Below are 13,207 nucleotides of genomic sequence, written 5' to 3' on the forward strand. Positions count from 1 at the left end.
TCGTCGCTCTCATCCTCGACGTCGACGCCCTCCCGGGACTGTCACAGCAGAGGAAAACGATAGCGTTCGAGGACATCGGAGCGGCGCAGATCGCCTGATCCTGGGGCAGGCGCGTCTTACGACGCGCGATCCACAGGTTGGAGCGCGGGTCTTCAGACCCGCATCTTCGCTGTCAGGTCGCTCAGGGACTCACGGGACCACAAGCCGAAGGGTCAGGCCACCTTGCCGAGCGGCCTCGCCTCTTCCTCGAGGCGGGTGCCCTTGCCATCGAGATGGAGGGTCAGCCATGCCGACCCCTTGATCTCGACCAGGCCGGAGCCGCCGGGGCTCTGGCGGGCGAAATGACCGTAGAGTTCGCGCGCGGCCATGCGCAGGGCGTTCTCGCCGTCGGGATGGGCGCCCAGCAGTACCGTGCCCGGCTTCATGAGCCGCAAGTGCTCGGCGCTGACCATGCCCTTCTGGCGGGCGGTGACGATCATGTCGAGCGGACGGACGCCGTCGATGACGAGCCCGGCCGAGGCGAAGGTCTCGACGTCACCGGAGGCGATATCGAGCCAGTCGAGGCCGTTGGTGGCACCGGGGCAGAGCACGGCGCTCGCGGCGTTGTCCTCGCCGTGGGAGACCCGCATGGCGACCGGCAGGATGCGCCCGTCCGCCGTCGGACGCGGCGCGTCGGCGGCGAGGAGCCGGATCTGCGTGTCGCCGAACTCCATGACGTCGTCGGCATCGACATACTCGACCGTCCGCTCGCCGCGGAAGTTCACGTAAGGCTGCGGCCAGTCGACGTCCTTGCAGGTGCGTTCGAGGCACTGCTTGATCGAGAAGAACTCGTCGATGGCGACGATCGAGACGGAGCCTTCGACCTCGACGCCGGTGTGGATAAAGTAGTCGATCCCGCCATCCTCGAGCACCTCGAACAGGCGCTGCAGGACGTCGTTCTGCGACCCGATGCCGACCTGACCGCCGAAGACGACGCGCGAGCCGTCCGCGCATGTCACGAGCACCATGCCCGCGCTGGGGTCGATGAGGTGGATCTGCGTGGTCTTCATGAACGGGTCCGGCCGGAAAGGCGCTGAGAGATTAGCTCGCCGGCCCTTCCGAAGCGTTAAGGAGGCCGCCTTGGGAGACAACCGGGGCGCTCATCGGCTCTCCTTATGAAAGATCAAGTCTCTCCTTCGGATACAACAATATTCGTGCTGCCACACGCTGTTTCAGACCTTCTCGACCTGGAGTTCAGCGCCTCAGATCGAGACTGAAACGGTTTCTTTGCCATCCCAGTACTGCTCAACTTCCGGTTAAGTTGCCTTTATTAGCACACACGGCATCAAGTCCTGACGGCAACGTTCCGGGAGACTGAGCAGTGATGCGCTGGCTGGCGACTTCGATTGGAAATCGTGCCCTCGCCATGGTGCTCGCGAGCAGCGCCGTGGCGGTCCTCGTCGCAGTACTCGGCGTGTTTGCGCTGGGAGCGCAGCGCGACGCAGGGTTGTCCATGGCCGATACGCTCGAGCGTGCCCGCACCGCCGAGCGGCTGAACGGCGCCATCTACCGGGTCGTCATGGAATCGCGGGGCATCTACGCCGCGAGCACAACCGAGGCAGCCAAGCCTTTCGCCAAGGGCCTGCTGGACGCCGTGGCCGAGACACGCACGCTGGCAGCCGACCTCGAGCACCTGACCGGTGGCGACACGGACGTGGCGCAGCTGCGCGCCAAGGTCGAGGAATTCGCCACCTTCCGCACGGAACTGGCGCGCCTTGGGACGGAAGTCTCCCCGCAGGCCGCCGACAAGCAGGGCAACAACGAGCAGAACCGCGCCAACCGGACGGCGCTGAACAAGACCGTCACCGCCATCCTCGACGCGGCCCGTCAGCAGGCCGACGCAGCCCGCGCGACCCTCGCCGCCCGGACCCAGCAGCTGCAGCACGCCTTTGTCGGCGGCTCGCTGCTCGCCGCGCTGCTCATGCTGGCGATGGCGGCGACCGTCGTGCTGCGCACGATCCGCCGCCCTCTCGCCGCGACGACGAAGGCGCTGGAGGCGGTGATGGAGGGCCGCGAGACGGCTATCCCCAACACCAACCGCCGCGACGAACTCGGCGCCATCGCCCGGATCATGAGCGAGGCTCAGGCACAGGCGCGGATGATGAAGCAGTTCGAGGCCGAGAAGGCCCGATCCGCCGCCGGCGCCATGGCGCGGGCCGAGCGGGTCGCGACGCTGCAGGCGCGTTTCGCCACCGTGATCGGCGCCGCAGTGCAGGGCGACCTGTCCGTGCGCGTCGGGCTGAAGCTGGAGGACGCGGACCTGCAGGATCTCGCGAACCGCGTCGACCAGCTTCTCGAAACCGTGCAGTCGGGGATCGCCGAGACACGCGACGTGCTTCAGGAGCTGTCGGGCGGGCACCTCTCGGCCCGCGTGCGCGGCGATTATCGCGGCGCCTTCGCCGAGCTGCGCGACGGCACCAACGCTCTCGCGGACGAATTCGAGCGCACGCTCGCCCATCTCGTGCAGGCGGCGACCGCCGTGCGCAGCGCCACGGGCGAGATCCTCGCCGGCGTCACCGATCTGGCCAACCGCACCTCCGACCAGGCCGCCGTCGTGGCGGAGACGACGACGAAGCTCGGCAGCTTCGCGCAGACATTCCGGGAGAACTCCAGCCGGGCCGGCGAGGCCGCCCAGCTTGCCCGGCTGGCCGAGACGGGAGCGCGGGAGGGCGAGGGCGTGATGTCGTCCGCCTCCGAGGCCATGACCCGGATCGCCCAATCCTCGCGCAAGATCTCCGACATCATCGAGCTCATCGACGAGATCGCCTTCCAGACCAACCTCCTCGCTCTCAACGCGGCGGTGGAGGCGGCGCGGGCCGGCGAGAGCGGCCGAGGTTTCGCCGTCGTCGCCGCGGAGGTCCGCAGCCTCGCCCAGCGCGCGGCCAATGCATCCAACGACGTGAAGAAGCTCATTGTAGACGCGCAGGCCAACGTCGACTCCGGCGTGTCGCTGGTGAGCCAGACCTCGTCCATGTTCGCGCGCATCTCCGGCTCGGTGAACGACGTGACCCGCCTGATGGAGGCGCTGTCCGCCACCTCAGGCGAGCAGGCGCACGATCTCGACACGCTCAGCGGCGAGGTGGAGCGCATCGACGACATGACGCAGCAGAACGCCGCGCTGGTCGAGGAGACCAACGCCGCCCTCTCCGTGACCGACCAGCAGACGGAAGCGCTGGAGCGCCTCGTCCAGCGCTTCGAGTTCCGCGCGGACGCGGTGTCGGGCGCGACCATGCCGGTTCCAAGCGGTGGCCGCCGCGCGGCTTAGTGGGTCAGCTGCGGGCAGCGAGACCGTCCCTGACGGCCTGACCCAGGTTGCCGGGCAGGCCGTCGAGCGGCCACCAGCGTATAGCGCCGTGCTTCGCCGGCTCCCGGTTCTCCGGAGTGCCTGACAGGATCCGGGCGCGGTGGACGGGCGAAACCCAGTGCCATGTCCCGCCCATCATCTGCGTCACGCAGAGAAGGCGGCCGACCTCGATCGTGACGCCCAGTTCCTCGAAGACCTCCCGCGCGATCGCGTCCTCGACGCGCTCGCCCGGGTCGACCTTGCCGCCCGGCAGGTTCCAGAGCCCGCGCTCGGGCTCCCTGAGGCGTTCTACGAGCAGGACGCGTCCGTCCTCCTCGATCCACGCGCCGCAGCCGACGCCGGGAGCTTCCATCTCAGCCCGCCAGCGCGGCGAGGATGCGTGCCCAGGAGCGGACGCCCTTGTGGAAGCTGCGCAGGTCGTACTTCTCGTTGGGCGAGTGGATGCGATCGTCGTCGAGCGCAAATCCGACCATCAGCGTGTCGAGCCCAAGCACCGACTTGAAGTCGCCGACGACGGGGATCGAACCGCCGCCACCCACCGTGACGGCCTTGCGGCCCCACTCCTCCTCGAGCGCGCCCGTGACGGCGGCGAGATCGGGCATGTCGAAGGGCAGGCGGATAGCGCGCGAGCCCTTGTGGTGGACGAAGGAGACCGAGCAGTCGGCCGGGATCCGCTCGCGCACGAAGGCCTGAAAGGCCGTCGCGATAGCCTCCGGGTCCTGGTCCCCGACGAGGCGGAACGACACCTTGGCCGAGGCCTGCGCGGGGATGACGGTCTTGGCACCAACCCCGGTATAGCCGCCGACGATGCCGTTGACGTCGCAGGTGGGGCGGGACTGGATCTGCTCGATCAGCAGGCGTCCCTTTTCGCCGGCCGAGTGCCTGAGCCCGAGCGGGCCGAGATAGACCTCCTCGGTCAGGCCCAGCGCCTTCCACTGCTCCAGGACCTCCGGCGGCGTTTCCGGCACGCCGTCGTAGAAGCCGGGAAGTGTGATGCGTCCGTCCGCGTCGTGCAGGTCGGCGATGATGCGCGACAGGACATGGATCGGATTGCGAGCCGCCCCGCCGTAGAGACCCGAGTGGAGATCGCGGTCGGCGCAGCGGACGATCACCTCCTCATAGACCATGCCGCGCAGCGAGGTGGTGACCGCCGGCGTGTCCGCGTCCCACATGCCGGTGTCGCAGACGAGCACCACGTCGGCCTTCAAGGCTTGCTTCTGCGCCGCGAGGAACTCCGGCAGGCCCTGGGACCCGCTCTCCTCCGCCCCCTCCACCAGCATCGTGACGCCCAGCGGCAGCGAGCCGGTGACTGCCTGCCAGGCGCGGCAGGCCTCGACGAAGGTCATCACCTGCCCCTTGTCGTCGGACGAGCCTCGCCCGGTGATCACCTTGCGGCCGTCCGGCAACTCGGCAATGCGGGGGGCGAAGGGCGGCGCGGTCCACTCCTCCAGGGGGTCGACGGGCTGCACGTCGTAATGCCCGTAAAAGAGGACGCGGCGGTCCGATCGGCCCCCGGCCCGGCCGGACACCACGGGATGCAGGTGCGTGGCGTGAGGCGCGGCGTCGGCGAAACCGATGGATTGAAGATCCTTCGCCAGCCACTCCGCCGCCTCGCGGCACGCGCCGGCGTAAGCGGGATCGGTGGAGATCGACTCGATGCGCAGGAAGGCGAAGAGCCGCTCCAGCGCCGCGTCACGGTCCGCGTCGATCCGGGCGAGGACGTCGTCGAGCACTGCCATGGATACCGGCCTCCTGCGGGAAAGGGCGGGACGCTAAGGGGGGATGGAGGCAGGTGCAAGAGTTCAGGGGAGATCGATCTGCAGCTCTGCCAGCGATCGCGCGATGGGCTCGCCCCACCCTTTCTCACCGCGGCCGCGCGCGTCCTCGAATGCGTCGGCGAGGCTCCAGCGGTCCCGCTCACGCAGCGCTTCGATCAGCGAGCGCGCCTGCTCCAGGTCCTTGAGACGCTTGGCTGCGGACGATACCTGGCGCTTCCGTGCGACGATGAGCTTGTGGACGGCGTAGCGCGCGGGCGCGGGCACCCTGATGAGGGTACCTGCGCCTTGCAGCAGGACCGCCGGCACGGCGTCCACGAGCAGGTATTCGAGTTGCTGGATCGGAGCCGCAGCCGCCTGCAGTCCAGGGACGGGGATGGGATCGGGATCATCCCTTCGCCGCCTGGGCGACAAAAGCTCGAAGAGGAACCCTGAGTGCGCCTTGAAACGCGAGGGCAAGGCCCTCCTGCCGAGGCTCGGCACGCCTTCGAACGTCGGGTCGGCCTGCTTCAGAATGTCGAGCAGGGATCTATCCAACGGCTCGGGCGAGTCCAGCCCGGGTTCGACATCGCCAGTTGGATCGCGTTCGGCAGCCAACGCGAGTGTGGCAGTCGCGATGTCGGCGTCCTGCGTCATCATCGCCGCTCCGGGCAAGGTTCGCCCAACGAGGGCGGGAAAGCATTGGTAGGCACCCGTTCCGATGAGGATTGCTCCGCGTCCGAACAGGCCCGCACCCGCCAGTGCTTCGCAGATGTCGGCGATCGCGGGCGAAGGCTGGCCAAAGCCCGCATTGCGCAAGGTCCTGACGATCTGGCGGCGCCCCTTTGCGCGCTGCATCTCGGCGGCGATGGCATCGGCGCGCGCGCGGACATCGGGATCATCTGCGCGGCCGAGATGGATCGAGGTGCGACGGCCTGCTGTCTCGATCTGCGCCTTGAGGTAGACCGTATTCTTGATCGTTTGCTCGAAGACCGAGCCGGGACGTTCGGTCACGGTTTCCAGTTGCTGCTGGAGCTCGGCATAGAGGGTCAGGAAGGCAAGCGACAGCTCGGGCATGACCGGTTGTAGACAAAACTGCAACTTTTGTCTACAACTCTGGCATTCACTTCAGCAGGCTGCCCAGCACGCCCCGCAAGATGGCGCGGCCGACCTGCGTGCCGACGCTGCGGGCCGCCGACTGGGCCATGTTGTTGATGACGCGCTCGCTGACGCTCATGCCGCCGCGCGGACCCTTCTTGGTGAGCGCGTCCACGACGCCGCCGAGGATGCCGCCGAGCCCGCCGCCGGTGGAGGCCTGCTGCGGCGCCTGGCCGGGGGCGACCGTTCCAGGCGCGCCCGGCGTCCCGGCCGGCGCAAGGCCACGGCGCTTTATCAGGATCTCGTAGGCCGACTCCGAATCCACCGCCGTGTCGTAGCGCCCGCGAATGTCGCTGGCAGCGATCACGGCGGCGCGCTCCTGGGGCGTCAGCGGACCGACGCGGGCGGAGGGCGGCGCGATGAGGGTTCGCTGCACGATCTCGGGCACGCCCTTGCCTTCCAGCATGGAGACGAGCGCCTCGCCGACGGCGAGCTCGGTGATGGCCTTCTCGGTGTCGAGCTGCGGGTTCTGGCGAAACGTGGTCGCCGCCGCCTTCACGGCCTTCTGGTCGCGCGGCGTGAAGGCGCGCAGCGCGTGCTGCACGCGGTTGCCGAGCTGGGCGAGGACCGTGTCGGGAACGTCGAGCGGGTTCTGCGTGACGAAATAGACGCCCACGCCCTTGGAGCGGATCAGGCGGACCACTTTCTCCACCGCTTCCAGCAGCGCCTTGGGAGCGTTGTTGAAGAGCAGGTGCGCCTCGTCGAAGAAGAAGACGAGCTTGGGCTTGTCGGGATCGCCAACCTCCGGCAACTGCTCGAAGAGCTCGGACAGGAGCCAGAGCAGGAACGTCGCGTAGAGCCGGGGGCTCGCCATCAGCTTGTCGGCGGCGAGAATATTGACGATGCCCCGGCCGTCCTTGTCCGTGCGCAGGATGTCCTGGATCGAGAGGGCCGGCTCGCCGAAGAACTCCTTCGCGCCCTGGTTCTCCAGCACGAGCAGCTGGCGCTGGATGGAGCCGACCGTGGCGTCGGCGACGTTGCCGTATTGCAGCGCGAGCGGCTTCAGCCCGTCATCCTTGGTGAGTTCGGTCAGGACGAGGCGCAGGTCCTTCAGGTCGATCAGCGGCAGCTGCTGGTCATCGGCGAGGCGGAAGGCGATGTTGAGCACGCCCTCCTGCACGTCGTTCAGCTCCAGCAGTCGCGCCATCAGCAGCGGCCCCATCTCGAGCACAGTGGCGCGGATGGGGTGCCCCTGCTCGCCGAACAAGTCCCAGAACGTCACGGGGAAGCGATCGGGCTGGTAGGTGAGTCCCAGCTCCTGGGCGCGCTTGACGAACGGCTCCTTGCCGTCGCCCGCCGCCGCGATGCCCGAGAGGTCGCCCTTGATGTCGGCGGCGAAGACGGGAACGCCGGCGTTGGAGAACCCTTCCGCCATCACCTGCAGTGTCACGGTCTTGCCGGTTCCTGTCGCGCCGGCGACGAGGCCGTGCCGGTTGGCGAGCTTGAGCGTCATGACTTCCGGCCTCGCGCCGCTCTTGCCGATCAGGAACGTGCCGTCATCCGCCATGGAACCCCGCCTCCGCTGCAGCGGGCCCTCCCCTGGGAGCGGCCCGGGAGCAGATATAGAACGTGGGTCCAGCCGGTCCAACGCTGTCTGTGCCACGGCAGCGTCCGCGCCGCTTGTCTTCGGCCCGCGATCCGGGGAGACTTGGCCGGCACGTTGTCACCCGGCGAGGACCCATGGACGAGTTGATCGCACGCATCGCAGCCGCCACCGGCCTCGACGCCGCCACGACCACGAAGGCCGTCGGGATCGTTTTCGCCTTTCTGCGCAAGGAGGCCCCGGCCGAGGACGTCGCGGCGATGTTCGCGGCGCTGCCCGGGGCGGAGGCGCTGGCCGACACAGAGACAGGCGCCAAGTCCGGCGGGGTGATGGGCGCGATCGGCGGGTTAATGGGGGGTGGCGGGATCATGGCGCTCGCCGGCCAGCTCGGCGCGGCCGGCCTTTCCATGGACCAGATGAGCACGCTGGGGCGCGAGCTCTTCGCCTATGGCCGCGAGAAGGCCGGCGAGGACCGCATGGGCGCCATCGTCGGTGCGGTCCCTGGCCTGGGCCAGTTCGTCTGATTCCCTCTCAGGGGGGCGTCGGCGGTCGCCAAGCCTCTAGGGACACCCCGTCAGCTGCCGTCCGCAAACCTTGTCGACCCAGCCCGGGCCGAGCTCGGTGTCGACCTCCACCCAGTTCCCCTTGCATGACAGGAGTTTCTTCACGGCGACCATGTCGGGCGTGATGGGAAAGCTTCCGCCCTGCCCGTCCGGGCGAGAGCCCTGCAGGCTCGCCCTGCGGGCCGCATTGGCGCGAGGGGCCGTGCGCAGGACGGTTGCGGCGAGCGCCGTCTTGACCATCACCGAAGGCACCCATCCCTGGCCGCGAAACACGGTGTACATGCGGGTGTGGTTGGGGTCCGCCTCGGTCGGAAGGCTCGCTCCGGAGATACGGAACCAGCCGTCCTGGTAGCCGTCGACCTGAACCGTCGGCGCGATCTCGTCGAGCCCGATCACCTTGCGCGGCGGGATCCTGCCGATCGACGGCGCGTAGGGATCAGGATTGGCCCGCACCGGAAGCCCCGCGGGATCGGGATCGTTCGACCACCCCTCGAAGCTGCAGGCGACCATCGGACCGAGGATCCGGTTCATCGACACCGGCTCGGCCTCCGCCACATGCGGCAAGGTTATTGCCAGCAGCATGGCTGCCGCGATGGCGGCTCGTGTCGTCGTGATCATGCCCGCGCGAACCCCAGATGCGTCAGCCGAACGGAGGGTGGCGCATTTCGACCCGCTCGTGCAATGGTCCGGCGGCGTCCGGCCGGCCCAAGCGGGTGCGGCCCCATGCGAAGCTGCGAGACCGACCCATGGCCGACCTCTCCTTCCCAGCCGACTTTCCCCCGGCCTCGGAGGACGACTGGCGCCGGCTCGCGGAAGGCGTGCTGAAGGGAGCATCCTTCGACAGGAAGCTCGTCTCGCGTTCGGCGGACGGCCTCGCGATCCAGCCGCTCTACCCCAAGGCCACAGGATGCGTGCCAGTGCATGGCCGCGCCCCCGGCCGTCCCTGGGCCGTGCTGCAGCGCGTCGATCATCCCGATGCGCGCGAAGCGAACGCGCTCGCCCTGCTCGACCTGGAAAACGGTGCGACCGGGCTGGAGCTGGTGTTTTCCGGGGCCGTGGGGGCGCATGGTTTCGGCCTTGCCGACGGGAGCCGCGAGACGCTCGCCGCAGCCCTGCACGGCGTCGTGCTGGACGCGGGGATCAGGCTCGAGCTCGACCTCTCCTATGCTTGCAAAGACGCCCCGCAAGCACTTGTCCAAGTTGCGAAAGACGTAGGCTTCAACCTCTCGTCTATCGACATCGGCCTGGGCTTCGACCCGCTCGGGCAGATTGCCTTGCTCGGCGGGACCCCCGTCCCCTGGGACGCCCTCGCTCCCATAGTCGCCGACCTCGCCGGGCAGTTGCGGGACAGCGGCATCGGCGGGCAGGTGGTGGCGGCCGACGGGCGCATCGTGCATGCCGCCGGCGGCTCCGAAGCCCAGGAACTCGCCTTCGCACTCTCGGCCGCGCTCGCCTACTGGCGTGCGTTCGAGGCCGGCGGGATCGACCCTGCCGAAGGCCGGCGCTGGATCGGGTTCCGGCTGGCGGCGGATGCCGACCAGTTCATGACGATCGCCAAGTTCAGGGCGCTCCGGCTGCTCTGGGCTCGCATCGAGGAGGCTGCAGGCCTGTCCGCGCTTCCCATCCATCTGCACGCGGGCACCTCCTGGCGCATGCTGACGCGCGACGACCCCTGGACGAACCTGCTGAGGACCACGGTGGCGGTCTTTTCGGCGGGACTGGGCGGAGCGGATTCGGTTTCGGTGGTCCCGTTCACGGCGGCACGCGGCCTGCCCGACGCTTTCGCGCGACGCCTCGCACGCAACACGCAGTTGATATTGCTCGAGGAGGCAAACCTCGCCCGCGTCGCCGACCCCGCCGCGGGATCGGGCGGCCTGGAAGCGCTGACCGACGGGCTCTGCCATTCGGCATGGGCACAGTTGCAGGACATCGAGAGGCAGGGAGGGCTCGCTGCCGCCCTCGCCGCCGGGACCATCCAGGACGGAGTGGCCAAGGTGCGCGCCACACGAGCGCACGACATCGCCACGCGCCGGCAGCCGCTGACCGGCGCAAGCGATTTTCCCGATCTCGGGCAGGGGGAAGTCCCGGTGCTCGTGCCGGCTCCCGACACCGCACCCTCGCCTGCCCGGGTCGGCTGGACGCCCATGGTGCCGCACAGGCTGGCTGAGCCTTGGGAAGCACTCCGCTCGGCCGCGCAGGCCGGGGGCGCCCCCATTGTGTTTCTGGCCACGCTGGGTCCAGTGTCGGAGTTCAACGCCCGCGCCACCTTCGCGCGCAACCTGTTCGAGGCGGGCGGACTGAAGGCCACGGCGAGTGACGGCTACGCGGGGCCGGACGGATCCACCGACCTCGCGGCCCTCGGCGATGCTTTCCGGTCCTCGGGTGCGAGCATCGCCTGTCTCTGCGGCAGCGACGAGCGCTATGCGGCCGAGGCGAGAACGGCGGCGACGGTGCTGAGGACCGCCGGCGCCCGGGCGGTCTGGCTGGCAGGACGTCCGGGCGATGCGGATGCGGGCCTGCGCGAGGCCGGCGTCGACGGGTTCGTATTCGCCGGCTGCGACGCAATCGAGGCACTGCGCGAGGTGCAGGCGGCGCTGGGGCTGGGTGGACAGGAGTGAGGCGATGACCCGGATCCCGGATTTCTCTGCCCTGCCGTTTTCACGTCCCGCCGCTGCTGCGCCGCAGGCATCCGGCGAACCCTGGCTTACCCCGGAGGGAATTACGGTGGCGTCCGTCTACACGGAGGCCGACCGGGCCGGCCTCTCTTTCGTGGACACCTATCCAGGTTTCGCGCCCTATCTGCGCGGCCCCTACCCGACCATGTACGTCAACCAGCCCTGGACCGTCCGGCAGTACGCGGGCTTCTCCACGGCGGAGGATTCGAACGCCTTCTACAGGCGCAACCTCGCGGCCGGACAGAAGGGCCTGTCCGTCGCCTTCGACCTCGCCACCCATCGCGGCTACGACAGCGATCATCCGCGTGTGTCCGGCGACGTCGGCATGGCGGGCGTGGCGATCGATTCCATCTACGACATGCGGACGCTGTTCTCGGGCATTCCACTCGACCAGATGAGCGTTTCGATGACGATGAACGGCGCGGTGCTGCCGATCCTGGCGCTCTTCATCGTGGCCGGAGAGGAGCAGGGCGTTCCGCCGGAGAAGCTGTCGGGGACCATCCAGAACGACATCCTCAAGGAGTTCATGGTTCGCAACACCTATATCTACCCGCCCTCCCCCTCGATGCGCATCATCTCGGACATCTTCGCGTTCACGTCGCAGACCATGCCGAAGTTCAACTCCATCTCGATCTCCGGCTATCACATGCAGGAGGCGGGGGCGACGCAGGACCTGGAGCTCGCCTACACGCTGGCCGACGGTGTCGAATACATTCGCGCCGGTACCGCAGCGGGCCTGGACATCGACCGCTTCGCGCCGCGGCTCAGCTTCTTCTGGGCCATCGGCATGAACTTCTTCATGGAGGTCGCGAAGCTGCGCGCGGCACGCCTGCTCTGGGCGACGCTGGTCAGGCAGTTCGAGCCGAAGTCCGAGAAGTCCCTGCCGCTGCGCACGCATTCGCAGACGTCGGGCTGGTCGCTGACCGCACAGGACGTGTTCAACAACGTCATCCGGACTCAGGTGGAGGCGATGGCGGCGACGCAGGGCCACACGCAGTCGCTGCACACCAACGCGCTCGACGAAGCACTGGCTCTGCCCACCGACTTCTCTGCCCGCATCGCGCGCAACACGCAGCTCTTCCTGCAGCAGGAGAGCGGCACGACGCGGATCATAGACCCGTGGGGCGGCTCCTTCTATGTCGAGCGGCTCACGGCCGAGCTTGCCGCCAAGGCGTGGGCGCACATCCGGGAGGTCGAGGAGCTCGGCGGCATGGCCAAGGCCATCGAGGCCGGCATCCCCAAGCTGCGGATCGAGGAGGCGGCCGCACGCACCCAGGCGCGCATCGACAGCGGGCACCAGACGGTCGTGGGCGTCAACCGCTACCGCCCGACCGACGAGCGGCCCATCGACGTGCTGAAGGTCGACAACTCGTCGGTCCGCGCGCAGCAGCTCGCCAAGCTCCAGCGCCTCCGGCAGGAACGCGATCCGGCAGCCGCGAGGGCGGCGCTGGAGGCACTCACGGCCGGCGCACGGGGGAACGGCAACCTGCTCGCCCTGGCCATCGACGCGGCGCGGGCGAAGGCCACTGTCGGTGAAATCTCGCTGGCGCTCGAGGAGGTCTTTGGCCGCCACAAGGCCGAGATCCGCTCGATCTCGGGTGTCTACCGCCGGGAGGTGGGTGCGATGGACCAGGTGAAGCGCGTCATCGCGCAGGTGGAGGCGTTCGAGGAAAACGACGGGCGGCGCCCGCGCATTCTCGTCGCCAAGATGGGACAGGATGGCCATGACCGGGGCCAGAAGGTGATCGCCTCCGCCTTCGCCGACCTCGGTTTCGACGTCGATATCGGCCCGCTCTTCGCCACTCCCGGCGAGGCCGCGCGGCAGGCCGTGGACAACGACGTCCACATCGTCGGCGTCTCGTCGCTCGCGGCGGGGCACCTGACGCTCGTGCCCGAGCTGCGGGCCGAACTGGAGAAGGCGGGGCGTCCGGACATTATGATCGTCGTCGGCGGCGTCATCCCGCAACAGGACTTCGAGGCGCTGAAATCCGCGGGGGCGTCGGCCATTTTCCCGCCCGGGACGGTCATTGCCGACGCGGCCTCGGGGCTGCTTGACGAGCTCAACCGGCGCCTGGGTTATGCCCAGAAGAGCGCGGCGGAGTAGAGTTCGGCGTCGCTTACCCTGCGCGGGTGCGGCGTCATGGCGCGTTGGGGAGACCGCGGCATCGCGC

General features: G+C 68.8%; 10 protein-coding genes. 4 read left to right on the forward strand and 6 right to left on the reverse strand.

The window, feature by feature from the left end; all coding sequences use genetic code 11:
• Window positions 1-212: 212 nt before the first annotated feature.
• Window positions 213-1,049, reverse strand: coding sequence for a hypothetical protein (locus AC5JCN_RS11050; RefSeq protein ID WP_495755110.1), 837 nt, complete (start codon window positions 1,047-1,049; stop codon window positions 213-215).
• Window positions 1,050-1,363: 314 nt separating this feature from the next.
• On the opposite strand from AC5JCN_RS11050, the gene AC5JCN_RS11055 reads away from it, so the two are divergent.
• Window positions 1,364-3,304 carry a methyl-accepting chemotaxis protein gene (locus AC5JCN_RS11055; RefSeq protein ID WP_495755111.1) on the forward strand — a complete coding sequence of 647 codons (1,941 nt, stop codon included), beginning with the start codon at window positions 1,364-1,366 and terminating at the stop codon, window positions 3,302-3,304.
• A 4-nt stretch (window positions 3,305-3,308) separates the two neighbouring features.
• Here AC5JCN_RS11055 and AC5JCN_RS11060 read toward each other — a convergent pair whose 3' ends face one another.
• The 4 genes from AC5JCN_RS11060 to AC5JCN_RS11075 form a co-directional block, all read right to left on the reverse strand.
• Window positions 3,309-3,695, reverse strand: coding sequence for an NUDIX domain-containing protein (locus AC5JCN_RS11060; RefSeq protein WP_495755112.1), 387 nt, complete (start codon window positions 3,693-3,695; stop codon window positions 3,309-3,311).
• Window position 3,696: 1 nt separating this feature from the next.
• A complete protein-coding gene (locus AC5JCN_RS11065) occupies window positions 3,697-5,082 on the reverse strand; it encodes a M20/M25/M40 family metallo-hydrolase (protein ID WP_495755113.1) in 1,386 nt (461 codons plus the stop codon).
• Window positions 5,083-5,145: 63 nt separating this feature from the next.
• On the reverse strand, window positions 5,146-6,174 hold the full coding sequence (locus AC5JCN_RS11070; RefSeq protein WP_495755114.1) for a GSU2403 family nucleotidyltransferase fold protein: 1,029 nt from the start codon (window positions 6,172-6,174) through the stop codon (window positions 5,146-5,148).
• Between the two features lie 46 nt (window positions 6,175-6,220).
• Window positions 6,221-7,762 (reverse strand): helicase HerA-like domain-containing protein, encoded by a 1,542-nt coding sequence (locus AC5JCN_RS11075; protein WP_495755115.1) that lies wholly within the window; start codon window positions 7,760-7,762, stop codon window positions 6,221-6,223.
• A gap of 173 nt (window positions 7,763-7,935) precedes the next feature.
• On the opposite strand from AC5JCN_RS11075, the gene AC5JCN_RS11080 reads away from it, so the two are divergent.
• Window positions 7,936-8,322: a DUF2267 domain-containing protein gene (locus AC5JCN_RS11080; RefSeq protein WP_495755116.1), complete on the forward strand. Its 387-nt coding sequence runs from the start codon at window positions 7,936-7,938 to the stop codon at window positions 8,320-8,322.
• 36 nt (window positions 8,323-8,358) lie between these two features.
• Here AC5JCN_RS11080 and AC5JCN_RS11085 read toward each other — a convergent pair whose 3' ends face one another.
• On the reverse strand, window positions 8,359-8,979 hold the full coding sequence (locus AC5JCN_RS11085; RefSeq protein WP_495755117.1) for a hypothetical protein: 621 nt from the start codon (window positions 8,977-8,979) through the stop codon (window positions 8,359-8,361).
• 128 nt (window positions 8,980-9,107) lie between these two features.
• On the opposite strand from AC5JCN_RS11085, the gene AC5JCN_RS11090 reads away from it, so the two are divergent.
• Entirely contained in the window at window positions 9,108-10,979 is a 1,872-nt protein-coding gene (locus AC5JCN_RS11090; protein WP_495755118.1) for a methylmalonyl-CoA mutase family protein, read from the forward strand.
• Between the two features lie 4 nt (window positions 10,980-10,983).
• The gene (gene scpA / locus AC5JCN_RS11095) at window positions 10,984-13,140 is read left to right on the forward strand and encodes a methylmalonyl-CoA mutase (RefSeq protein WP_495755119.1); all 2,157 of its coding nucleotides are present in this window, start codon (window positions 10,984-10,986) and stop codon (window positions 13,138-13,140) included.
• Window positions 13,141-13,207 lie beyond the last annotated feature (67 nt).

This window comes from Alsobacter sp. (assembly GCF_059501845.1).